The organism is Roseobacter sp. TSBP12 (assembly GCF_009129705.1).
In the GTDB taxonomy this organism is placed as follows: Bacteria; Pseudomonadota; Alphaproteobacteria; order Rhodobacterales; family Rhodobacteraceae; genus Celeribacter; species Celeribacter baekdonensis_A.
Genome location: NZ_PYIB01000007.1, coordinates 214882 through 234267 on the forward strand (window position 1 = coordinate 214882; position 19386 = coordinate 234267).

General features: G+C 57.5%; 19 protein-coding genes. 17 read left to right on the top strand and 2 right to left on the bottom strand.

What is annotated here, in order from left to right:
• The first annotated feature begins 43 nt into the window (after positions 1-43).
• From C8029_RS03575 to C8029_RS03585, 3 genes are read left to right on the top strand one after another with little or no spacing between them, the layout of a single operon-like run.
• Entirely contained in the window at positions 44-1006 is a 963-nt protein-coding gene (locus tag C8029_RS03575) for a lysylphosphatidylglycerol synthase transmembrane domain-containing protein (protein ID WP_009571106.1), read from the top strand.
• A complete protein-coding gene (locus C8029_RS03580) occupies positions 993-2315 on the top strand; it encodes an FAD-binding oxidoreductase (RefSeq protein WP_009571107.1) in 1323 nt (440 codons plus the stop codon). The genes C8029_RS03575 and C8029_RS03580 overlap by 14 nt, the downstream gene beginning before the upstream one ends.
• On the top strand, positions 2315-3052 hold the full coding sequence (locus tag C8029_RS03585; RefSeq protein ID WP_009571108.1) for an SDR family oxidoreductase: 738 nt from the start codon (positions 2315-2317) through the stop codon (positions 3050-3052). The genes C8029_RS03580 and C8029_RS03585 overlap by 1 nt, the downstream gene beginning before the upstream one ends.
• A 55-nt stretch (positions 3053-3107) precedes the next feature.
• On the opposite strand, the gene C8029_RS03590 is transcribed toward C8029_RS03585, so the two are convergent.
• A complete protein-coding gene (locus C8029_RS03590; RefSeq protein WP_100220057.1) occupies positions 3108-4019 on the bottom strand; it encodes a lytic transglycosylase domain-containing protein in 912 nt (303 codons plus the stop codon).
• Positions 4020-4417: 398 nt separating this feature from the next.
• On the opposite strand from C8029_RS03590, the gene C8029_RS03595 reads away from it, so the two are divergent.
• The 12 genes from C8029_RS03595 (at position 4418) to C8029_RS03650 (ending at position 15314) form a co-directional block, all read left to right on the top strand.
• A complete protein-coding gene (locus C8029_RS03595; RefSeq protein ID WP_107720229.1) occupies positions 4418-4609 on the top strand; it encodes a Flp family type IVb pilin in 192 nt (63 codons plus the stop codon).
• 27 nt (positions 4610-4636) lie between these two features.
• Positions 4637-4828, top strand: coding sequence for a Flp family type IVb pilin (locus C8029_RS03600; RefSeq protein WP_152002251.1), 192 nt, complete (start codon positions 4637-4639; stop codon positions 4826-4828).
• 276 nt (positions 4829-5104) lie between these two features.
• Complete coding sequence (gene cpaB / locus C8029_RS03605; protein ID WP_009573152.1) at positions 5105-5950, top strand: Flp pilus assembly protein CpaB; 846 nt, start codon at positions 5105-5107, stop codon at positions 5948-5950.
• 224 nt (positions 5951-6174) lie between these two features.
• Positions 6175-7584, top strand: coding sequence for a type II and III secretion system protein family protein (locus tag C8029_RS03610; protein ID WP_009573150.1), 1410 nt, complete (start codon positions 6175-6177; stop codon positions 7582-7584).
• A gap of 4 nt (positions 7585-7588) precedes the next feature.
• The gene (locus tag C8029_RS03615) at positions 7589-8254 is read left to right on the top strand and encodes an OmpA family protein (protein WP_009573148.1); all 666 of its coding nucleotides are present in this window, start codon (positions 7589-7591) and stop codon (positions 8252-8254) included.
• A gap of 210 nt (positions 8255-8464) precedes the next feature.
• Entirely contained in the window at positions 8465-9718 is a 1254-nt protein-coding gene (locus tag C8029_RS03620; RefSeq protein WP_009573146.1) for a CpaE/TadZ family protein, read from the top strand.
• Between the two features lie 35 nt (positions 9719-9753).
• Positions 9754-11223, top strand: a complete 1470-nt coding sequence (locus C8029_RS03625; protein ID WP_009573144.1) for a TadA family conjugal transfer-associated ATPase — start codon at positions 9754-9756, stop codon at positions 11221-11223.
• A 17-nt stretch (positions 11224-11240) separates the two neighbouring features.
• Positions 11241-12212: a type II secretion system F family protein gene (locus tag C8029_RS03630; protein WP_009573142.1), complete on the top strand. Its 972-nt coding sequence runs from the start codon at positions 11241-11243 to the stop codon at positions 12210-12212.
• A 19-nt stretch (positions 12213-12231) separates the two neighbouring features.
• Positions 12232-13215, top strand: coding sequence for a type II secretion system F family protein (locus tag C8029_RS03635; protein ID WP_152002252.1), 984 nt, complete (start codon positions 12232-12234; stop codon positions 13213-13215).
• A gap of 37 nt (positions 13216-13252) precedes the next feature.
• On the top strand, positions 13253-13849 hold the full coding sequence (locus C8029_RS03640; RefSeq protein ID WP_152002253.1) for a tetratricopeptide repeat protein: 597 nt from the start codon (positions 13253-13255) through the stop codon (positions 13847-13849).
• 87 nt (positions 13850-13936) lie between these two features.
• Positions 13937-14812, top strand: coding sequence for a tetratricopeptide repeat protein (locus C8029_RS03645; protein WP_009573138.1), 876 nt, complete (start codon positions 13937-13939; stop codon positions 14810-14812).
• A gap of 10 nt (positions 14813-14822) precedes the next feature.
• On the top strand, positions 14823-15314 hold the full coding sequence (locus C8029_RS03650) for an A24 family peptidase (RefSeq protein ID WP_009573137.1): 492 nt from the start codon (positions 14823-14825) through the stop codon (positions 15312-15314).
• A gap of 7 nt (positions 15315-15321) precedes the next feature.
• Here C8029_RS03650 and C8029_RS03655 read toward each other — a convergent pair whose 3' ends face one another.
• Positions 15322-16953, bottom strand: coding sequence for a hypothetical protein (locus C8029_RS03655; protein WP_009573136.1), 1632 nt, complete (start codon positions 16951-16953; stop codon positions 15322-15324).
• A gap of 182 nt (positions 16954-17135) precedes the next feature.
• Here C8029_RS03655 and C8029_RS03660 point away from each other — a divergent pair, with 182 nt between their 5' ends.
• Positions 17136-18449, top strand: coding sequence for a DUF8689 domain-containing protein (locus C8029_RS03660; RefSeq protein ID WP_040402741.1), 1314 nt, complete (start codon positions 17136-17138; stop codon positions 18447-18449).
• A 123-nt stretch (positions 18450-18572) separates the two neighbouring features.
• Positions 18573-19376 carry an NAD(P)-dependent oxidoreductase gene (locus tag C8029_RS03665; RefSeq protein ID WP_152002254.1) on the top strand — a complete coding sequence of 268 codons (804 nt, stop codon included), beginning with the start codon at positions 18573-18575 and terminating at the stop codon, positions 19374-19376.
• Positions 19377-19386: the final 10 nt, after the last annotated feature.

The following is a 19386-nucleotide window of genomic DNA, read 5'->3' on the forward strand; positions in this document are numbered from 1 at the left end:
CGCCGAGCAGCGTCCCATATCTGCCAAACCTAAGGCATCGAACATGTCCCCACGTTTGCGCGACAGCGCTCTCATGCTGGGCCTTTTGGCGTTGCTCGCGGTGGGGCTGGTCGGAGCCGTGACCGCAACGGGTTGGGATGAGGTCCGCGCTCAAATCACCAAACTGTCGATCCCACAGGGCGCTGCGCTTTTGGCGCTCTCGTTGGTCAATTACCTGTTTCGCGGACTGCGTTGGCACCTGTTTGCCCGCCACCTCGGATTGCCGCTCTCCTTGGCCACCAACCTGCGCCATTTCTTGGGCGGGTTTGCCATGACGGTCACGCCGGGGCGGGTCGGCGAATTGGTGCGGATGCGCTGGATCAAACGCGAAACCGGCTGGGCGTTTGAACGCACAGCACCGCTCGTCTTGGTTGATCGTGCCTCTGATTTGGCGGCGATGGCCGTGTTGATGGGCGCGGCGCTTGTGGCCTCTGGGTCGCAAATTTCGGGCGCAGTGCCCGTCGTGATCGCCGCACTTTTGGCGGCGTTTATCGCCACGCGCCCCCGGCTTTTGGCCAGCCTCGCCCAGTTTGGGCATCGCAGTACGGGCAAGGCCCCGCGCCTGTTCGCGCGCATCCGCCGTGCGGCGCGCTCGCTTGAACCGTTCTCCAAAGGCGGCACATTGTTTGCGGGTTCGACTCTGGCTCTCTGCGGCTGGTTGGCCGAAGGGATGGCCTTTTATCTCTTGCTGCATTGGATGGGCGCCGAGGTTCATGCCGCCAGTGCCATCGCGATCTTTTTGTTTGCCACATTGGCGGGCGGGCTGACCGGCGCACCCGGCGGGCTTGGCGGAGCCGAAGCCGCGATGATCGCGCTTTTGTCCCTCGAAGGCGTGCCTTTGGCCATGTCCGTGCCCGCCACCGTCCTCATTCGCCTGACCACGCTTTGGTTCGCCATTCTCATCGGCCTTGTGGTTTTCCCTTTCGCTGAACGCCTGTCAAAGAAGGTCCAATATGGCCTGGAATAAACTCACCTACACCGGCTGGGGTCGCGCCCGCGTGGCCTCTGGTTTGGTGGCCCGCCCCGAACGTCTCTCGACCCTGACCCGTGATCTGACTGAGACCCACGCCCCCGCTTTTGGCATGCGTCGCTCATATGGCGATGTCGCACTGAACCACAATGGCCGCGCCTATGACATGACCCGGCTGGATCGGGTGATTGCCTTTGATCCGGCCACAGGGGTCGTCGAGGTCGAAGCCGGGATGCCGATCGGTGATCTGGGCCGCGCGTTTGCCAACAAAGGCTGGATTCCACCGGTGATGCCGGGCACGGGATTTGCCACGGTCGGCGGCTGTATCGCCAATGATGTGCATGGCAAAAACCATCATGTGATGGGCTCCTTTGGTCAGCATGTGACCGCGATCACTCTGATCCAAGGGGCAAAAACCCGCAAAATAACCCCGAAATCCGCCCCTGATCTGTGGAAAGCCACAGTGGGTGGCTTGGGTCAAACCGGGGTGATTGCCAGCGCGAAAATCCAACTGATGCCCTGCAAAGGTGACATGATGGTGTTGACCGAACGGCGCATTGATGGGCTGGACGACTTCCTTGTGGCCTTTGATGAGAGCCGCACCGATTACACCGTCGGTTGGATTGACGCGACCGCCACCGGCGCGCGGTTGGGGCGCGGGATTTTGGAGGAAGGAGAGATCACCTCCGGCATCAACAAAAGCCGCGATGCAGCGAAATCCGTGCCCTTTAATGCCCCAAGCTGGGCACTGTCGGCCCCCGTGGTGCGGGTGTTCAACGAGCTGTATTTCCGCCGGGTTCCGGCCAAGGGCCGCACCTCCGTCAAACCGATCACCGAACCATTTTTCCCGCTCGATGCGATCCACAACTGGAACCGGCTCTATGGCAAACGCGGCTTTCACCAATTCCAATGCGTCGTGCCGATGGATCAGGTCGAGATGCTGCGCGCGATGTTGACCCGGATCGGCACCTCCGGTCTGGCCTCACCTTTGGCGGTGCTCAAAAAGATGGGTGCGGGGCGCGGCGGCTATATGTCCTTCCCGATGGAGGGCTATACTTTGGCGGTCGATTTCCCCAATCGCGATGGGGCCGAAGATCTGATTTCCGAACTCACCGATATGGCGCATGACGCGGGTGGGCGGATTTATTTCGCCAAGGACGGCGTCGCCAGCGCCGCACAAATCGCGGGCATGTACCCGGACCAAGAGACATGGGCCAAAGCGGTGGCAAAAGCCGACCCAGAACGGGCCTTTGAGACAGACCTCGTGCGCCGATTGGGCCTGCGCGACGGCACAGGAGCGGCATGATGCAACAGAGCTGGATCATTTTGGGCGCAACCTCGTCGATGGCGCGCGCGATGGCGCGGCGCTTGGCGAAAGAGGGCGCGACCTTGTTTTTATGTGGCCGCGACATGGACGATCTGGCGGCCACGGCGGCCGATTGTCTCGCGCGCGGCGCTGTGTGCGCCGAAGCGTTGCTCTTCGACGCGCGCGACACCGACACGTTCGCGCCAATCATTGAGCGCGCGACAGCGGAAGAGGGCGTGATCAACTGCGCGGTCTTCGTCGGCTCCATGCCGGAACAAGACGCGATTGACGCCACGCCCGAGTTGATCGCAGGCGTCGTTACCGACAGCCACATCGGTCCGGCCACTTTCCTGCAAAAGCTCGCGCCTTACATTGAGGCACGCGGCCAAGGCACGGTTGTCGGCGTCGGATCGGTGGCGGGTGATCGGGGGCGGATTGGCAATTACGTCTATGGCTCGGCGAAAGCGGGCTTTGCCACCTACCTGTCCGGCCTGCGCAATCGGTTGACGCGCGCGGGCGGGCATGTGGTCACGGTGAAACCGGGGTTTGTCGACACGGCGATGACCTGGGGGATCGAGGGGATGTTTTTGGTCGCCTCGCCCGATGCCGTGGCAGGCGATATTTTAACCGCCGTCGCCAGGAAAAAGAACGTGATCTACACACCGTTCTTCTGGCGTTACATCATGTTGATCATCCGGCACATCCCGGAATTCATCTTTAAGAAAATGTCGATCTGAGCACGACAGAAAAACAATAAAAAGGGGGCCTTCGCGGCCCCTTTTTTCATATCTGCTAGTTTTGCGCCCGCACGGCATTGGTGGCAAACACACAGCCATCCGAGTAAAGCTCTGGCGGGGTCACGCAAAGCCCCTTGGCCACCTGCCACGCCGCCAAGACTTTCGGGACATAGGCGCGGGTTTCGGCGTAAGGCGGCGGACCGTTGTTGGATTTAACCGCGTTCTCTCCGGCATTATACCCGGCCAGCGCCAGCGCCACATCGCCGTTGAATTCGGTGATCAGCCAATCGAGATAGGCAATGCCGCCTTTGATGTTTTGATCCGGGTCTGTGGGATCGACGTCAAACCGCGCGGCGGTGTCTGGGATGAGCTGCATCAGACCCTGCGCCCCTGCCCCGCTCACGGCGTCTTCTTTCCCCGAAGATTCAACCGAAATCACCGCCAGCGCCAAAGCCGGGCTGACCTTGGTGCCGATGGAATGCAACAGCAACGACGTGCCATAGCGATTGGCCAGATCGGTGATCTGTTGAAAGCTGGGTCTGGGCACGGCCCGCGCTTCTGACTGGTCCAGCGCCGCCAAAGCCGCGCCGAACCGTTCGGGGCCTGCACCAAACAGATCATGCGGCACCGCGTTCCAATACCACGCCATCAAATCCGCGCTGGCGGCGTCCGGCAGGCCCTCAGATACAGCCGTCGGTTTGGGTGGAGCTTTGACGGTTTTCATGCCGGGTCGGATTTGCACCGTGATCAGATTGCCCGCCCCGCCCGTGGGCACGCCGATGCGCTTGGGCTTGACCTCAGGCCATGGCGGGGGCGGAACATAGGCCGTGGGCGCGGACTCTGGGTCGGCCTCTTGTGCCAGACTGGACGTCCCCCAAGCGCCTGCACATAGAAAAGATGCCAGCGCCAGCGCGGCACCCGCCTTGGACCCGACGGCGCAAACCCTGCGCACGACTGCGGTGATCATGAACATATCTCTGACTTTTACGGCTCGGGGTTGGCACGTCTTTGGCTTCGCGTGCTTTTGATTGACCCCAGTTTGGCAAAAATCATGCCGTTCTGCCAGTGATTTAGCGACAATCAGACTCAATCAAATTTGAATTTTAACCGATAAAACACCAAAAAAGCATTTTTATCCAAAATAGTTAAAATTTTTTATTGTATAGTTTCAATATGTTAAATTGAAAACCCTCTAAAATTTTCGAGGGTCCAAAAACGTACCAATGCTGCCCAACTCCTGCCCCAGTTCAAAGGCCATATAGCCTCATCGAAAGCAAGACAGAGCGACACACGGCACGGGAAACGCCAACGCTCCAAACGCTAAGACGTGGAAAAAATCGAAATGTATCCTTGGAGGGAACACCAATGAAATTCTTCAAACTTGCAAACAAATTCTCCCGCGACGAAGACGGTGCTGTGACCGTTGACTGGGTTGTTCTGACCGCCGCTGTTGTCGGCCTCGGCATCGCCGTTTTGACCTCCGTGTCCGGCGGCACCAAAGCCCTCGGCAACACCATTTCCGGCGATCTCGCAACACGCTCTGTTGTCACCTACTAATCCCATCTCGTATCTGGAGTAACACCAATGAAATTCTTCAAATTTGCAAACAAATTCTCCCGCGACGAAGACGGTGCTGTGACCGTTGACTGGGTTGTTCTGACCGCCGCTGTTGTCGGCCTCGGCATCGCCGTTTTGACCTCCGTGTCCGGCGGCACCAAAGCCCTCGGCAACACCATCTCCGGCGATCTCGCAACACGCTCTGTTGTGGCTTACTAAACACTCTGGCCCTCGGGCCATGGCGACAAAATCAAAAGCCGCGCTCTGGGACAGGGCGCGGCTTTCCTATTGCGCAAAGTCGCGGTACAAATCTGCGCTTTGGTAAAAAGACAACCCGGTCCTTTTACCCGCTTTGTCCCGAAACACGAAAAAATTCACATCCTCGCCGCCCGGCGATCACCAAAATGCCTCATTTGATCGGCACGGTGGCTGGATGGAGCATAAGGGGTGGCCGCTGAAAGCGACCTCAAACCCCGGAAGCAAAGGAAAGACATGATGCGTATTATTTTCGGATTGGTTCTCGTGATTGGGATCGCATTGGCCGGGTTCGCCGTCCATATGACCCGAGGATATATGTCCACCTATCAGGCCGAGTTGAACCGCGAAAAAGAGATGCGGGCCCAGATGATCCAAACGGAAGAGATTTTTGTCACCTCTGCCTTGATCAACTTTGGCGACCCGATCACGACAGAGATGGTCAAAAAGGTCAGATGGCCGGTCGAAGCCATGCCAGAGGGTGTGTTTCGCACCGAAGAAGACCTTTTCCCCGAAGGCCCGGATACGCCCCGCGTCGCTCTGCGTGCCATTGAGCCGATGGAACCGCTGATGGCGGTCAAATTGAGCGCCCCTGGCGAAGACGCCGGCGTGGCCACGCGCCTGTCGAAAGGGATGCGGGCTTTTGCGATCAAGGTGGACGTGTCGACAGGCGTCTCTGGCCTGCTGCGTCCGGGCGACCGTGTTGACATCTATTGGACTGGTCAATTGCCGGGGTCCAGCTCTGACTCGACCAAATTGATCCTGACCTCAATCCCCTTGGTGGCCGTCGATCAGACAGCAAACGGGGAACGCCAATCCTCCACCATCGCCCGCACCGTCACCGTCGAAGCCACTCCAACCCAAGTCGCAGGGCTGGCCACAGCTCAAAGCTCCGGCCGTTTGTCCCTCTCGCTGGTCGGACGCAACGACGACACCATCGTTGGTGGGGTCGAAGTGGACCAGCGCACGCTTTTGGGCATTGCTGAAGAACAGATCATCGCCGAAAAGCCGAAAGATCAGGTGTGCACGGTCCGCACCCGCAAAGGCGCAGAGATCATCGAAATGCCGATCCCCTGCTCAAACTGATCAGGCCGGTGCAAAAGACCAAAGACGGCGGGACACCCAGCCGTCTTTATTTCGTCACCTTGCTCGATAACACTCAATATTTCACACAAACCTTGTGACTTATCCACATCACAAACAGCGTTCAACAGATTGATTCTTGCAAAAAAACGGAAATTGACACATGGTTCCAGCAAGTGGACCAAAAGAGTCCGATTTTGAGGCGTGGTCGACAGAGGCAGGATCACATGAAAATGTTGAATATGTTTAAGGCAGCCCTTTTGGGGTGTGCTGTTATCGGAGCAATGCCCCAAGGGGCTTTTGCTGACAAACTTCGTGTCATGACCGGCTCTCCCTCGGGCGTCCTAAACGTGCCCATGAACCGCGCGGTCGTGGTCGAAAGTGACGAACCTTTCGCGGAAATTTCTGTGGCCAATGCCGAAATCGCGGATATCTCGACCCTCTCGGATCGCTCGATCTATGTGTTGGGCCGGTCTCCGGGGTTGACGACCATGACGCTTTTGGGCCCGGACGGATCGCTGATCACCAACGTGCAAATTCAGGTGACCCCCGATGTCACCGAATTCAAAGAGCGCCTGCGTCAGATCATGCCGAATGAAAAGATCGAAGTGCGCACGGCCAATGACGGCATCGTTTTGTCGGGCGTGATCACCTCGGTGACAATGATGGAACGCGCGGTTGAGCTGGCCGAACGCTATGCGCCGGGCCGCGTGTCCAATCTGTTGAACATCGGCGGCACCCAACAGGTGATGTTGAAAGTGCGTTTTGCCGAAATGTCGCGCTCCGTGTCGAAAAATCTGTCCGCTTCGATCAATTCCATCGGCCCGAACATCGGCAGCAGCACAGGCACTTGGCTGAGTGCGGATAACACGCCGACCAAGATCACAGAGAACGGCGCAGTCATGGTCAAAGAAGGCACGCTTGGCGCGATGACCATCGGCGGCTCAATTGGTGGAACGGAATTGTCGATCCTGCTGGAAGCCATGGAAGAAAAAGGCGTCGTGCGCACCTTGGCCGAGCCCAACCTGACCGCGCTTTCGGGTCAACAGGCCAAATTTCTGGCCGGTGGCGAATATCCGATCCCGGTGTCGGACAATGACGGCATCTACATCGACTACAAACCCTTTGGTGTTGAACTTGAATTCATCCCCCGGGTGGTCAATGGCGATCAGATCAACCTTGAAATGCGCGCCGCCGTGTCGGGTGTGGACTCCACCGTCAACTATTCGGTCGATGGCTTTACCCTCAACTCCTTCAAACGCCGCGAAACCTCAACGACGGTTGAGCTGCGCGACGGGCAAAGCTTTGCCATCGCAGGCCTGTTGCAAGACGATTTCGAAGATCTCGTCGGTCAGGTGCCATGGTTGGGCGACATTCCGGTTTTGGGCGCGCTGTTCCGCTCGACCGATTATTCGCGCCGTCAGTCTGAATTGGTGATCATCGTCACCGCCCATCTGGTCACCCCCGTCAACAGCATGGCCCTCGCGCTTCCGACGGATCGGGTCAAAATCCCGACCGAGAGCGACTTGTTCCTGTTTGGCAAAACCTTCGGCGGCACCTCGGCTCCCAAATCCGGCGCCGCTGCTGAAGTGGCGAAACAGGACTTCTCCGGGTCCTACGGCTATGTGATGGAGTAAGAACATGCGCTCGACTGTAAAACTGACACTCGCGGGTTCTGCCCTTCTCGCCTTTGCTGCCTGTACCGATCAAAAAGTCTTTTCCTCTTGGTATCAAGAGGCCGGCGGCTACGTCGACAACGGCACCTTTGGCAATTCGACCATGAACAACACGCTCGTGCAAACTGGGCAACTCAGCTACGTGATTGATTTGAATGAACGCTTTGCCGCCGAAGTGCCGACAACCGTGAATTTCGAATTCAACTCGGCGATCTTGGACGGGGCGGCGCGCGATGCAATCCGCAAACAGGCGCGTTATATGGCGCAATTCCCCGAAGTGCGCTTCCGCGTCTATGGTCACACCGATCTTGTTGGCTCTGACAGCTACAACAAATCCCTTGGCCTCAGACGCGCCAAGGCTGTGGTCGCGGAACTTGCCCGCAACGGCATTTCACGGTCGCGGCTTGAGGCGATGGTGTCTTACGGCGAAACCCAACCGCTGATCGTGACGCAGGACCCGGAGCGCAAGAACCGCCGCACCGTGACCGAAGTCTCTGGTTTTGTGGAAAACGCCAAACTGGTCATGGACAGCCGTTACGCCGAGATCATTCACCGCGAATATATCGAAAGCGCCACTGCACCGTCCGAACTGGTCGATTTTGGTGCGCGTGAAATCGACCCAGGTCAGTAAGCAATCGGCAACATCGTCCCGAATTAGCGAATTATTACGCGATTTCGGCCCTATTGTTGCCCCAGTTGCCCGGCATCTTATCCTCAATGGGAGCAGTCTGTCCGACACGCGAGTCGGGCATACGCGCCAGAGGATCAGAGCCGGGCTTTTCATTTGAAAGGATCTCGTCTCATGTGACGCTGGCGTTCTATAAAAGGACGCATAAAAGCAATGACGAGTGAAACTGCATTGCACAACGACCCGGCCCCACTTGTGGCCTGTACCGTCAGCCGGGACGTGCAAAACTTCGATCTTTTGATCGAAGACATGGAAAGCGAACTGGGTGAATCCTGGGGCGATCTATCCTTTGAGGATGCCAGACAGTTTTTCCGCCAGCCAGAAAGCGGCGGGTTGAAATTTGTCGCCATCGCCCTTGATCAAGAGGACGAAGGCCTTTTGGCCATGATCGCCGACTTGATCAAATCTGCAAAGATTCAAGGTGTTAAGGTCATCCTGATCGCCGACGAAGTCTCGCCGATGGCGTTGCACCAATTGCTACAATTGGGGGCCGAAGATTTCATCCCCTACCCGCTTCCCGAAAATGCGCTTCACGATGCCATCCTGCGCCTTGATGCCCCGCGCAAGATCGCAGCCGTCGATTTTATCGACGCCACACACCCCGCCCCCGCCGCGCCAAAAGGCGCCAATGGCATTGTCCTGCCGGTGCAATCCGTAGCCGGGGGTGCCGGGGCCTCGACCATCGCCGTGAACCTCGCGTGGGAATTGGCGAATATTGAAAAGAAAGGCCCGCAACCGCGTGTGCTGTTGATGGATTTCAACCTGCAATACGGCTCGGTTTCGACCTACCTCGACCTGCCGCGCCGCGAGGCCGTGTATGAGTTGTTGTCTTCGACCGACATCATGGATGACGATGCCTTTAAGGGCGCGTTGATGAATTTCAACGACAAATTGTCGGTTCTGACCGCGCCACCGGAAATCCTGCCGCTCGATTTCATCGAGGCGCAGGATGTGGAACGGCTTCTGGCCAAGGCGCGAGCACTGTTTGATTATGTCGTGATCGACATGCCGACAGTGCTTGTGAGCTGGACCGAAACCGTGCTCAACGCCGCCGATTTTTACTTTGCGCCCTTTGAGTTGGACCTACGTTCGGCCCAAAACATTTTGCGCCTGCGTACCGCTTTGCGCGCCGAAGAATTGCCGTTTGAAAAACTGCGCTTCCTGCTCAATCGCGCGCCCAAAAGCATGGATTTGTCGGCCAAAGCCCGCACCAAACGCATGGCCGAGAATCTTGAGATTTCGGTGGATGTGCAATTCCCCGACGGCGGTCGCCCGGTGCGCGATTCCTGTGATCAGGGTCTGCCTTTGGGCATTGAAGCCACCAAGAACCCGCTGCGCAAAGAAATCCAAAAACTTGCCGCGTCCATTCACGCGCATCAAACCGAACAGCTTGAAGCTGCGGAATAAATAATGCCCCTGCCGGGGCCTTGAGGAACGATCAGATGTTTTCGAGATACAAAAAGTCCGAGACCCAAAAGGCCGAACCGGTTGCAAAATCGGCGGCTCAACCGAGCGCCGTCAAACCATCCGCTTCCGCACCCGCTGTGTCTGCGCCGCAAGCGGCCGTGGCCTCCAAGTCCCTGCGCCGCGAATCCATCCAAGCGGCACAGGTCGTGCCGCAGGACAAGGAACGCCGCCGCAAGGAACGTCTGAGCGACATCAAGGTCGAGATGCACAAGCGCCTGTTGGAAGACCTCAACCTGGGCGCCTTGGAAACCGCGGGTGAAAAGGAACTTCGGGCGGAAATAACTGAAATCACTGCAGAATTTTTGGCCGATCAGGGCTTGGTCCTGAACCGCGACGAACGCCTGACGCTGAACCAAGACCTCTATGACGAGGTGCGTGGCCTCGGCCCGCTTGAAACGCTTTTGAAAGACGACACGGTCAACGATATTCTGGTCAACGGCCCACAACAAATTTTCGTCGAGCGCAACGGCAAGTTGATGCTGTCGGACATCACGTTCAAAGACGAAAAACACCTGTTGCGGATCATCGACAAAATCGTCTCCGCCGTGGGGCGCCGGGTCGATGAATCCAACCCCTATGTTGACGCCCGTCTCGCAGATGGCTCACGTTTCAACGCCATGGTGCCGCCCGTGGCCGTCGATGGCTCGCTCGTCTCCATTCGTAAGTTCAAAAAAGAAAAACTGGCGATTGACGATCTGGTGCGTTTTGGCGCTTTTACCGAAGAAATGGCCGCCTATCTTCAGGCTGCCGTCTCGACCCGCCTCAACGTCATCGTGTCGGGCGGTACGGGGTCGGGGAAAACCACCACGCTCAATGCGCTGTCCTCATTCATTGACAATGACGAACGCATTCTGACGATCGAAGACACCGCCGAACTTCAATTGCAACAGACCCATGTAGGTCGGATGGAAAGCCGCCCGGCGAACGTCGAGGGCAAGGGTGCTGTGACCCAGCGCGACTGTTTGCGCAACGCTTTGCGGATGCGTCCGGACCGGATCATCGTCGGGGAAACCCGCGGTGAAGAGGTGATCGACATGTTGCAGGCGATGAACACCGGCCACGATGGCTCGATGACCACGATCCACGCCAACTCGGCGCGCGATGGTGTGTCGCGCCTGGAAAACATGATCGCCATGGCCGGGATCGAAATGCCGCTCAAAGCGGTGCGATCGCAAATCTCTTCGGCTGTGAACCTGATCGTGCAGGCCTCACGCCTACAAGACGGCTCGCGCCGCATGGTCTCGATCACCGAGATCACCGGGATGGAAGGCGATGTGATTTCCATGCAGGAGGTCTTCCGCTTTCAACGCACGGGCCTCACGCCAGACAATAAAATCATCGGCCATTTCACCGCGACGGGTGTGCGCAGCCACTTTTCCGAACGCTTCCGCATGTGGGGCTATGACCTGCCGCATTCCATTTTTGAACCCACAACCCCCCGCTGATATAGGAGTTTGACACCATGGTCCTGTCCATAGAACCGCTCATCTACGGCGTCATTTTCATCGCCGTGCTCCTTTTGGTCGAGGGGATTTATCTGACGGTGTTCGGCAAATCCATTTCGCTGAATTCCAAAGTGAACCGCCGCTTTGAGCTTTTGGAAAAAGGCACGGGCGACCGCGAAGCAGTGCTCAATCAGCTGCGCAAAGAGATGGGTCAACACCTGCAATCGCGGCAAATCCCGCTCTATTCGATCCTGGCCGAAAAGGCCCAAAAGGCCAATATCGCCTTTTCGCCGCCGCAACTGATCATGCTCATGGGCTTTTTGGGCATGGTTGCCTTTGTCGGTCTCTCGATCGGCACCGCCACCTCCGTTCCAATCCGCGTGGCCGTGTCGGTTGCCATGGGCATCGGCGGCGTGTTCGTGTGGATTCAGGGCAAGGCCAAAAAGCGCCTTGCCATGATCGAAGAGCAACTGCCCGATGCGGTGGAATTGATGGTGCGCTCCTTGCGTGTGGGTCACCCGTTTTCCAATGCTTTGACGATTGTTGCCAAAGAGGTCCCCGATCCTTTGGGCACCGAAATGGGCGTCATCGCGGACGAGAGCGCCTATGGTCGCGACGTCGGGGAAGCGCTCAAAGACATGGCCGAGCGGCTCGACATGCAGGATTTGCGCTTTTTGGCCGTGGCCGTGGCGATCCAACAGCAATCGGGCGGCAACTTGGCCGAGGTGCTTGAAGGCCTCTCGAAAGTGATCCGCTCGCGCTTCAAACTGTTCCGCCGGGTGAAAGCGATCACCGCCGAGGCGAAATGGTCGGGCAATTTCTTGTCAGCCTTCCCGGTCGGTGCGCTCATCCTCATCTCAGTGACCAAACCCACCTACTTTGACACCGTCAAAGACACTGCGGTCTTTATCCCCGCCTGTCTGATCGTCGCAGGCTTTCTCATCGCCAATCTTTTCGTCATGCGTTCCCTTGTGAACATCAAGGTTTGACACCGACAGGACACAGATCATGCAACAGATTTTCACATCCATCCTCGGCGATCAACTTGGCCCCTTTGGTACGCTGATCCTGATCGGAACTTTGGGCGCCGTCCTGATTTTGATCGCCCTGCCAACGCTTTTGAAGAAAAAGAACGACCCGATGGATCGCCTGCGCGCACAATCGGACGCGGCCAAACCCAATGGTGGCAAAAAGGCCGCCAAACTGCGCACAGACAATAGCAAGGGCGCCTCTCTGGCCAAATACTCTGCCTTTCTTGAGCCGCAAGACGAGGAAGAATATTCCGCCGCCCAACTGAAGATGATCCAGGCCGGCTATCGCTCCAAAAACGCTGTACGGATTTTTCACTTCTCGCAATTTGCCCTTGGTCTCGGCGCTTTGGCCTTTGGCGTGCTCTACGCCATGCTCAAGTCCACCCAACAGGAGATGACGCCGAAATCCCTGATCCTGACCGTACTTTTGCCCGCCTGTATCGGCTATATGGCACCGAAATATTGGGTCACCCGCCGGATCGAAGCGCGCAAAGAGGAAATCATCAACGGCTTTCCCGACGCGCTCGATTTGATGCTGGTTTGCGTCGAAGCCGGGCAATCACTGGACCAATCCATCATCCGGGTGGCCCGTGAAATCCGCTCCGGCTTCCCTGCGCTTGCCGATGAATTTGAAATCGTGTCCTATGAGATCAAGGCCGGTAAAGACAAATCCGTCGTGCTCAAAGACATGGCCGAACGCTGTGGTGTGGCCGATGTGGCCTCTTTCGTCACTGTCCTGATACAGTCGCAACAATTCGGCACCTCAATTGCCGATGCGCTTCGTGTTTATGCGGGTGAAATGCGCGATAAACGCGTGATGCGCGCCGAAGAGACTGCAAACAAGTTGCCTACCAAGATGACCCTTGCCACAATGATGTTGACCGTGCCACCGCTGTTGATCATTTTGATCGGCCCGTCGGTCTATGACATCTACACGCTGCTCAACGAGACCGAATTCTGATCTCGCCATAAAGCCGCCGCAACCGACAAGGGACACCATGTCTCACCGCTTTTCGCGCCGCCCTCTTCGTCCAACGAGCACCGCGCTGACCCTCGCCCTTCTGGCCGCCACGCTGTCCGCGTGTGACACTGGCGGCCTGAAACCTTTGAAAGATGCCGGACCCTATGCCCCGGTCGGTGTCAAAACCTCTGAGGCGTCGGTTGATGGGCTTTTGGTCGGGCATCGTTTGATGGCGGCGGGCGAATATGAGCTGGCGCTCAAGGCCTATTATCGCGCCGCCGCCCACCAAGGCATGACCGTCGATACGCTCTCCGCCATTGGCTCCGCTAAACTACGGCTGGGGCGTTTGGGGCAAGCCGAAAGCGATCTGCGCAAAGCCATCAAGATCGAAGACGACTTTGTGCCCGCCTGGAACAACCTCGGTGTCGTGTTGATGGAGACCGGCCAATATGGCGAAGCCGAGCGGGTGTTCCGCACCGCCTATGCGCTCGACAGTGGCCAATCTGCCGAAATTCGCGATAATTTACGCTTGGCGCTCGCAAAATTGGAAAATCCTGCGTATATTCCCGAGGATGAGAGCGATTTCGTCTTGGTGCGACGCGGGACAGGAGAGTATCTTATCCTTGCGCGCTAAACGGTGGGCCTGAGATCCGAAAACGGACCGGCCTGATAAAAACCGACAAGATGCGAACAGAGCAGTTAAAAAGAGGTGGCAGGCACCATGACCAGTCTTTCCAGTCGCAAAATTTGCGTGATCACATTCGCTGTTGCGAGTACGCTGGCCCTTTCAGCCTGTCAAAAACCCTTTGGCGGGGATGTGCGGCGCGCCGACACGTCGGTCAACGCGATTGATGGCACAGGCCTGTCCGACATCATGCTGAATGCGGCCGACCCGAACGAAGCCGTGTCCTATTTCATGCGCGCCTCAAGCGAAAATCCGGACCGGATTGATCTTCAGCGCGGCTTGGCCATGTCCTTTGTCCGGGCCGGTCAAAATGAGGCGGCGGTGAAAACTTGGAAAGTCGTGATAGCCCATGAAGACGCCACCTTGGATGACCGCGTGGATTATGCCGACGCGCTGATCCGTACAGGGGACTGGAAAGGCGCCGAAGCACAGCTTGATAGCGTGCCGCCAACCCATGAGACCTATAAACGCTACCGCCTCGAAGCGATGGTGGCCGACAGCAATCAGGAATGGAAAAACGCCGACAGTTTCTATCAGACCGCCGTTGGCCTGACCACGAAACCCTCCGGTGTTTTGAACAACTGGGGCTACTCAAAACTGACCCGTGGCGATTACAAAGAGGCCGAAAAACTCTTTGCTCAGGCGATCACCTATGATCCCTCGCTGTTCACCGCCAAAAACAACCTGATCCTCGCCCGTGGCGCGCAGGGCAAATACGATTTGCCGGTGATGGAAGCCACGCAAGTGGAGCGGGCGCAGTTGCTTTACACCCTCGGCCTTGCGGCGGTGAAAGCGGGCGATGTGACCATCGGCAAAGGGTTGATCAAAGAGGCCATCGACACCCATCCGCAGCATTTCGAAGCGGCGGTGCGCAGCCTGCGCGCGCTCGAATCCAACGTCTCAAACCTCTAAAGAGCGCGTGATGATCACCCTGCCCGCCTCGGCTGCGCTTTGGTTTTTGCTGCCGGTCGCCCTTGTGTCTTTCATCGCCGCTTTCAATGATTTGAAACGGATGAAATTGCCGAACCCCGTGGTTCTGGCTTTGGGGCTGATTTATGTGGTCCTCGGTCCTTTCGTTTTGCCGTTTGAGCAATATCTTTGGGGCTTTGCCCATGGGGTTGTGATGTATTTTGTCGGCATGTTGGCCTTTGCCTATCTTGGCGTTGGCGCAGGCGACGGTAAATTTGCCGCTGCCATGTCGATGTTCATCCCGCTCGCGGATGCCACGCTGGTCCTGTCGCTGTTTGCGGCATTTTTACTGGGTGCGTTTGTGGCCCACCGGGCCTTGCGTGCGATGCCGGTTGTGCGCCGCGCCACCCCGGATTGGGTGTCGTGGGAGCACAAGAAATTCCCAATGGGATTGGCGCTTGCGGGCACGATGATCTGCTATCTGGCGCTTGCGGGTTTTCGCTAAGCCACCCTCACTTCACAATCGGATAGACCAGCATCGTATCGTCACGCAAAGGCGGGCGCAGCACCAGCCCCGCGGTCTCAAGGGCTGCCAAAGCATTGCGTTCAATTTCGGTATCCAACGGACAGGTCGGTATGATGATGGCATCGGCATTTTCAATCCCCGGCGTGCCCGAATAGTACCAAGGCGCCCCACCTTTGAGCGGCTCAAACCCGCCCAAAATCCAAATGCCCGAGGCGATATCCGCGACAAAAAACTGACTGTCTTGGGGGAAATTAAACGGCGGCTGTTTCAACCGATCCGCCATATAGCTGTGCATCGCCACATCCCCCGATTGCAGGGTGCAGCGCGGCAAGGTCTCGCCCAAAAACGTCACCGGTTTGAACAGGTCATCTTCGACCACATAAGGCGCGAGTTGCGGCAGATCATCGACCATGACCACCCGGCCCAAAACCGTCGCCGTGCGTTGCGTTTTGACAAAAACATCGCGCAGCTCAGGGCGGGTTTTAAACTGTGGCGCATAGTCCAGGGCCCTGGTGGCGAGATGGCGAAACGGGCTGGTGACGATGTTTTGAAACGACGGTGTGATCAGCGCGAAAGAGACCAAAGCCAGCCCCGCCACGGCATTGCGCGCATCGGCATTGAACACCACCCGCCGACCTGTCTCCGGGCGCAATGCCAAGAGATAAATGGCCAGCAACATCAACCATTTGGGATCATTTCCAAAGTTCTGATAGGTGACGTAGACAAAGCCCGGCGCAAGTAAAAACAACACCAAACCTGCCCGGTCCTGCCCGGCCTGTCTGAGCACGATCACCGACAGGATCAGCGTTAAAGTAGCAATCATAAAGCGTGGCCCATTGATCACCTCCATCAGTGGCACGCCTGGGGCCGCACGCGTGTCTGAGCGGGTCACAGATAACAAATCATTCACATAGGCCGGAAAGAAATCAACGCCGTAGAGCACCACCATCAGGGCCGCGATTGCCGCCCCGGTGAGCACCCCAATCCACAGGCTGCGCCATGCGCCGCACAGCGCAAAGGCAATCGCAATCGGGCCGACAAAAGCGACGAAATACGTGGGTTTTAAAAGGGCCAAAGCGGCCAACATCGCGCCCACAATCATCCCGTCCAACACCGGAGCCTGCGCATCGTCACGCGGCGGCAAAGCAGCCAAAAGAATGGCGATGAACGCCGCAGCCCAAGCCCAACGATTATAATACATCGACACCGAAAGCGCGGTGATATTTTCGCCATGCACCAGGGACAGGATCATGCTCACCGTCACAAAGCCAAAGCCCCAAGCGGTCAGGCCAGAAAGCCGCGAGACAGCCGCCCGGGCCACCATCGGAGCCAAAAGCACAGCAACCAAAACCTGCCCTGCAATAAACGCCTGGCCTAGCCCGAGACCCGCCTTGGCAAAGCTGACAGCCGGCAAAAAAGCGAAAATTCCGATCGGCGTTGAGAAATCAAGATGCGGGATCTGGCCTTGGAGCATCCGCATCACAATCTCGATCATATGCGCCGTGTCGCCCTCATGCCTACCGATGTAGAGCCCGCCCTTGGCAAGTCCTGCACCGCCAAAGATAAGGATCAAAATCGCGAGAAATGCCGCGTATTTTAGCGGGGAAATCTTCGTCATCGGGCCTGCCTTATTCATTTTTGCGAAAGGTTATGGCCAAACACTCGAAATGCAAAGGCCACTCGGGTCGCGCGCGTGAAAATGTTGGCATTTGGGCGCGGGGATTCGTACAGTTGCGCCAAGAAAACATCCGAACCCCACCAAAGGGGTCTGCCAGTGCGACCGAGGGATCAGAGCATCAGATGAACATGGAAACCACGCCCAATGTGATCGCCCCACCCGCCCCGCGTCAGGTCAGTGACACTGGGCTGTCTCCGGTGATGATGCGCGACATCGTGTTGAAAACCATGTTCCGCACCCATCTCGAACAGGTCTCTCGTCTGGCCTCTGCTCTGGCCCTGCCGGTCTCTGTGACCCAGATTTTGGTCGACACTGCGCGCGAACAGGGGTTGATCGAAGCCACCGGCACATTACACGCGGGCGCGGGGTCTGAGATGGGATTTCGCCTTTCGGACACCGGCAAGGCGCGCGCTTTGGACGCGCTGTCACAATCCGAATATTACGGCGCGATGCCGATCCCGCTTGAGGTCTATGCCGAACAGGTCAAACGCCAATCGGTTCGAAACATGAAGGTCACGCGGGACGCGCTTTTGGGGGCGATGGGGCATTTGATCTTGCCGCCAATGCTGTTGGATCAACTCGGGCCTGCCGTGGGTGCGGGGCGCTCTATCCTGATGTATGGGCCTCCGGGCAACGGGAAATCCTCGATCTCGAACGGCATTCGTGACGCCCTTGGCGATCTGATCTATGTGCCGCGCGCGATTGAATATAACGGCTCGGTCATCACGGTCTATGACCCGTTGATGCATGTGAAACGCGAGGAGGCCGAGGATGAGGCCACCGCTCTGCGTCGCACCGCCAACCGCTTTGACCGCCGCTATGTGCGCTGTGAGCGGCCTTCGGTGATCACAGGCGGCGAGCTGTCGCTCGACATGTTGGATCTGGTTTACAACCCCACTGCGCGCACTTATCAAGCGCCGCTTCAGCTCAAATCCACCGGCGGGATTTTCATCGTCGACGACCTTGGTCGCCAAGAGGAACCACCGCAAAAACTGGTCAACCGTTGGATCGTGCCGCTTGAGGAAAACAAAGATATTCTGGCGCTGCAATCGGGGGAAAAATTCGAAGTGCCGTTCGACACTTTGGTGATTTTCTCCACCAATTTCCATCCGAACAAAATTTTCGATACCGCCGCGTTGCGCCGGATTTTTTATAAGATTAAAATCGACGGGCCGGATCAGGCGGGCTTTCTCAAAATCTTCGCCATGGTTGCCCGCAGGAAAAAGATGCCGCTGGATGAGGCCTCTTTGCTCTATCTGTTGAAAAGCAAATATCCGACCATCGACAATGTCTACGCCAACTACCAACCGACGTTTTTGATTGATCAGATCATTTCGATCTGCGAATTCGAGGGCATCCCCTACCAGATGACTCCTGAGTTGATCGACCGTGCCTGGGCGAACATGTTCGTGGAAGAAAGCGACTTCGCGCATTGAGGCAGGATGCGGGGGCCAGCCCCCGCAGACCCTCGGGATATTTTCGGACAAAAGACGCACAGGTTTCGCTTTTCAAAGCGACGCGGCACGGTCATCCTTTCCACAACTTAGGGAGGATATTGTATGACGAAAATCGGCATTGCTGGCGTGGGCCGGATGGGCCGTGGCATGTTAGCCAACATGCGCGCAGCAGGGATTGAAGCGGATGGGTTTGACATTCGCCCCGAGAGCGACTTTCCCTCCCTGCCCGTTACCTCGGATGCGACCGCCTTTGCCACCGAGCTTGAGACTTTGCTTACGGTAGTGCGCGATGCGGATCAGACCGACGAGGTTCTGTTTGGCACGCAAGGGTTTGTCAGCCGCGCGCCGCATTTGAAAACCGTGGTGATTTGCTCCACGCTCTCCCCCAACTATGTGCGCGGCCTACGCGCCCGCATCCCCGCCCATATCGCACTTGTCGATGCGCCGATGTCGGGAGCCGAGGTGGGGGCCCGCGAGGGCACGTTGGCCTTTATGATCGGTGGAGAAGAAGCGGATGTCACCGCGCTCATGCCTCTGTTTGAGGCAATGGGGCAGAACATTCACTACATGGGCGGCTTTGGCGACGGGATGCAAACCAAGGTATTGAACAACCTGCTCTGCGCCTCGCACACCGCCATGTCGCGGCTGGTGTTGGACTGGGCCGATCAGACCGGCGTCGATCGCGGCAAGCTATTGGGCCTGATCGAAACCGCGACGGGGCAGAATTGGTTTACCTCGCGCTTTGATCAAATCGAATTTGCCAAACACGGGTTTGAGCCGGACAACACGCTGGGCATTTTGGTCAAGGATGTCACCTGCGCGTTGGATGCCGCGCCGACGGGCGCGGATACGTCGCTGCCCGAAGTGGTGCGTGAAATGATGCGCGGGCTCAAACCGATCGCGTGAGACGAACAGA

Excerpts from the sequence above, each read along its gene's own strand:
- C8029_RS03575 (WP_009571106.1), top strand. The coding sequence starts at position 44 with ATGTCCCCACGTTTGCGCGACAGCGCTCTCATGCTGGGCCTTTTGGCG.
- C8029_RS03580 (WP_009571107.1), top strand. The coding sequence starts at position 993 with ATGGCCTGGAATAAACTCACCTACACCGGCTGGGGTCGCGCCCGCGTG.
- C8029_RS03585 (WP_009571108.1), top strand. The coding sequence starts at position 2,315 with ATGCAACAGAGCTGGATCATTTTGGGCGCAACCTCGTCGATGGCGCGC.
- C8029_RS03590 (WP_100220057.1), bottom strand. The coding sequence starts at position 4,019 with ATGATCACCGCAGTCGTGCGCAGGGTTTGCGCCGTCGGGTCCAAGGCG.
- C8029_RS03595 (WP_107720229.1), top strand. The coding sequence starts at position 4,418 with ATGAAATTCTTCAAACTTGCAAACAAATTCTCCCGCGACGAAGACGGT.
- C8029_RS03600 (WP_152002251.1), top strand. The coding sequence starts at position 4,637 with ATGAAATTCTTCAAATTTGCAAACAAATTCTCCCGCGACGAAGACGGT.
- cpaB (WP_009573152.1), top strand. The coding sequence starts at position 5,105 with ATGCGTATTATTTTCGGATTGGTTCTCGTGATTGGGATCGCATTGGCC.
- C8029_RS03610 (WP_009573150.1), top strand. The coding sequence starts at position 6,175 with ATGAAAATGTTGAATATGTTTAAGGCAGCCCTTTTGGGGTGTGCTGTT.
- C8029_RS03615 (WP_009573148.1), top strand. The coding sequence starts at position 7,589 with ATGCGCTCGACTGTAAAACTGACACTCGCGGGTTCTGCCCTTCTCGCC.
- C8029_RS03620 (WP_009573146.1), top strand. The coding sequence starts at position 8,465 with ATGACGAGTGAAACTGCATTGCACAACGACCCGGCCCCACTTGTGGCC.
- C8029_RS03625 (WP_009573144.1), top strand. The coding sequence starts at position 9,754 with ATGTTTTCGAGATACAAAAAGTCCGAGACCCAAAAGGCCGAACCGGTT.
- C8029_RS03630 (WP_009573142.1), top strand. The coding sequence starts at position 11,241 with ATGGTCCTGTCCATAGAACCGCTCATCTACGGCGTCATTTTCATCGCC.
- C8029_RS03635 (WP_152002252.1), top strand. The coding sequence starts at position 12,232 with ATGCAACAGATTTTCACATCCATCCTCGGCGATCAACTTGGCCCCTTT.
- C8029_RS03640 (WP_152002253.1), top strand. The coding sequence starts at position 13,253 with ATGTCTCACCGCTTTTCGCGCCGCCCTCTTCGTCCAACGAGCACCGCG.
- C8029_RS03645 (WP_009573138.1), top strand. The coding sequence starts at position 13,937 with ATGACCAGTCTTTCCAGTCGCAAAATTTGCGTGATCACATTCGCTGTT.
- C8029_RS03650 (WP_009573137.1), top strand. The coding sequence starts at position 14,823 with ATGATCACCCTGCCCGCCTCGGCTGCGCTTTGGTTTTTGCTGCCGGTC.
- C8029_RS03655 (WP_009573136.1), bottom strand. The coding sequence starts at position 16,953 with ATGACGAAGATTTCCCCGCTAAAATACGCGGCATTTCTCGCGATTTTG.
- C8029_RS03660 (WP_040402741.1), top strand. The coding sequence starts at position 17,136 with ATGAACATGGAAACCACGCCCAATGTGATCGCCCCACCCGCCCCGCGT.
- C8029_RS03665 (WP_152002254.1), top strand. The coding sequence starts at position 18,573 with ATGACGAAAATCGGCATTGCTGGCGTGGGCCGGATGGGCCGTGGCATG.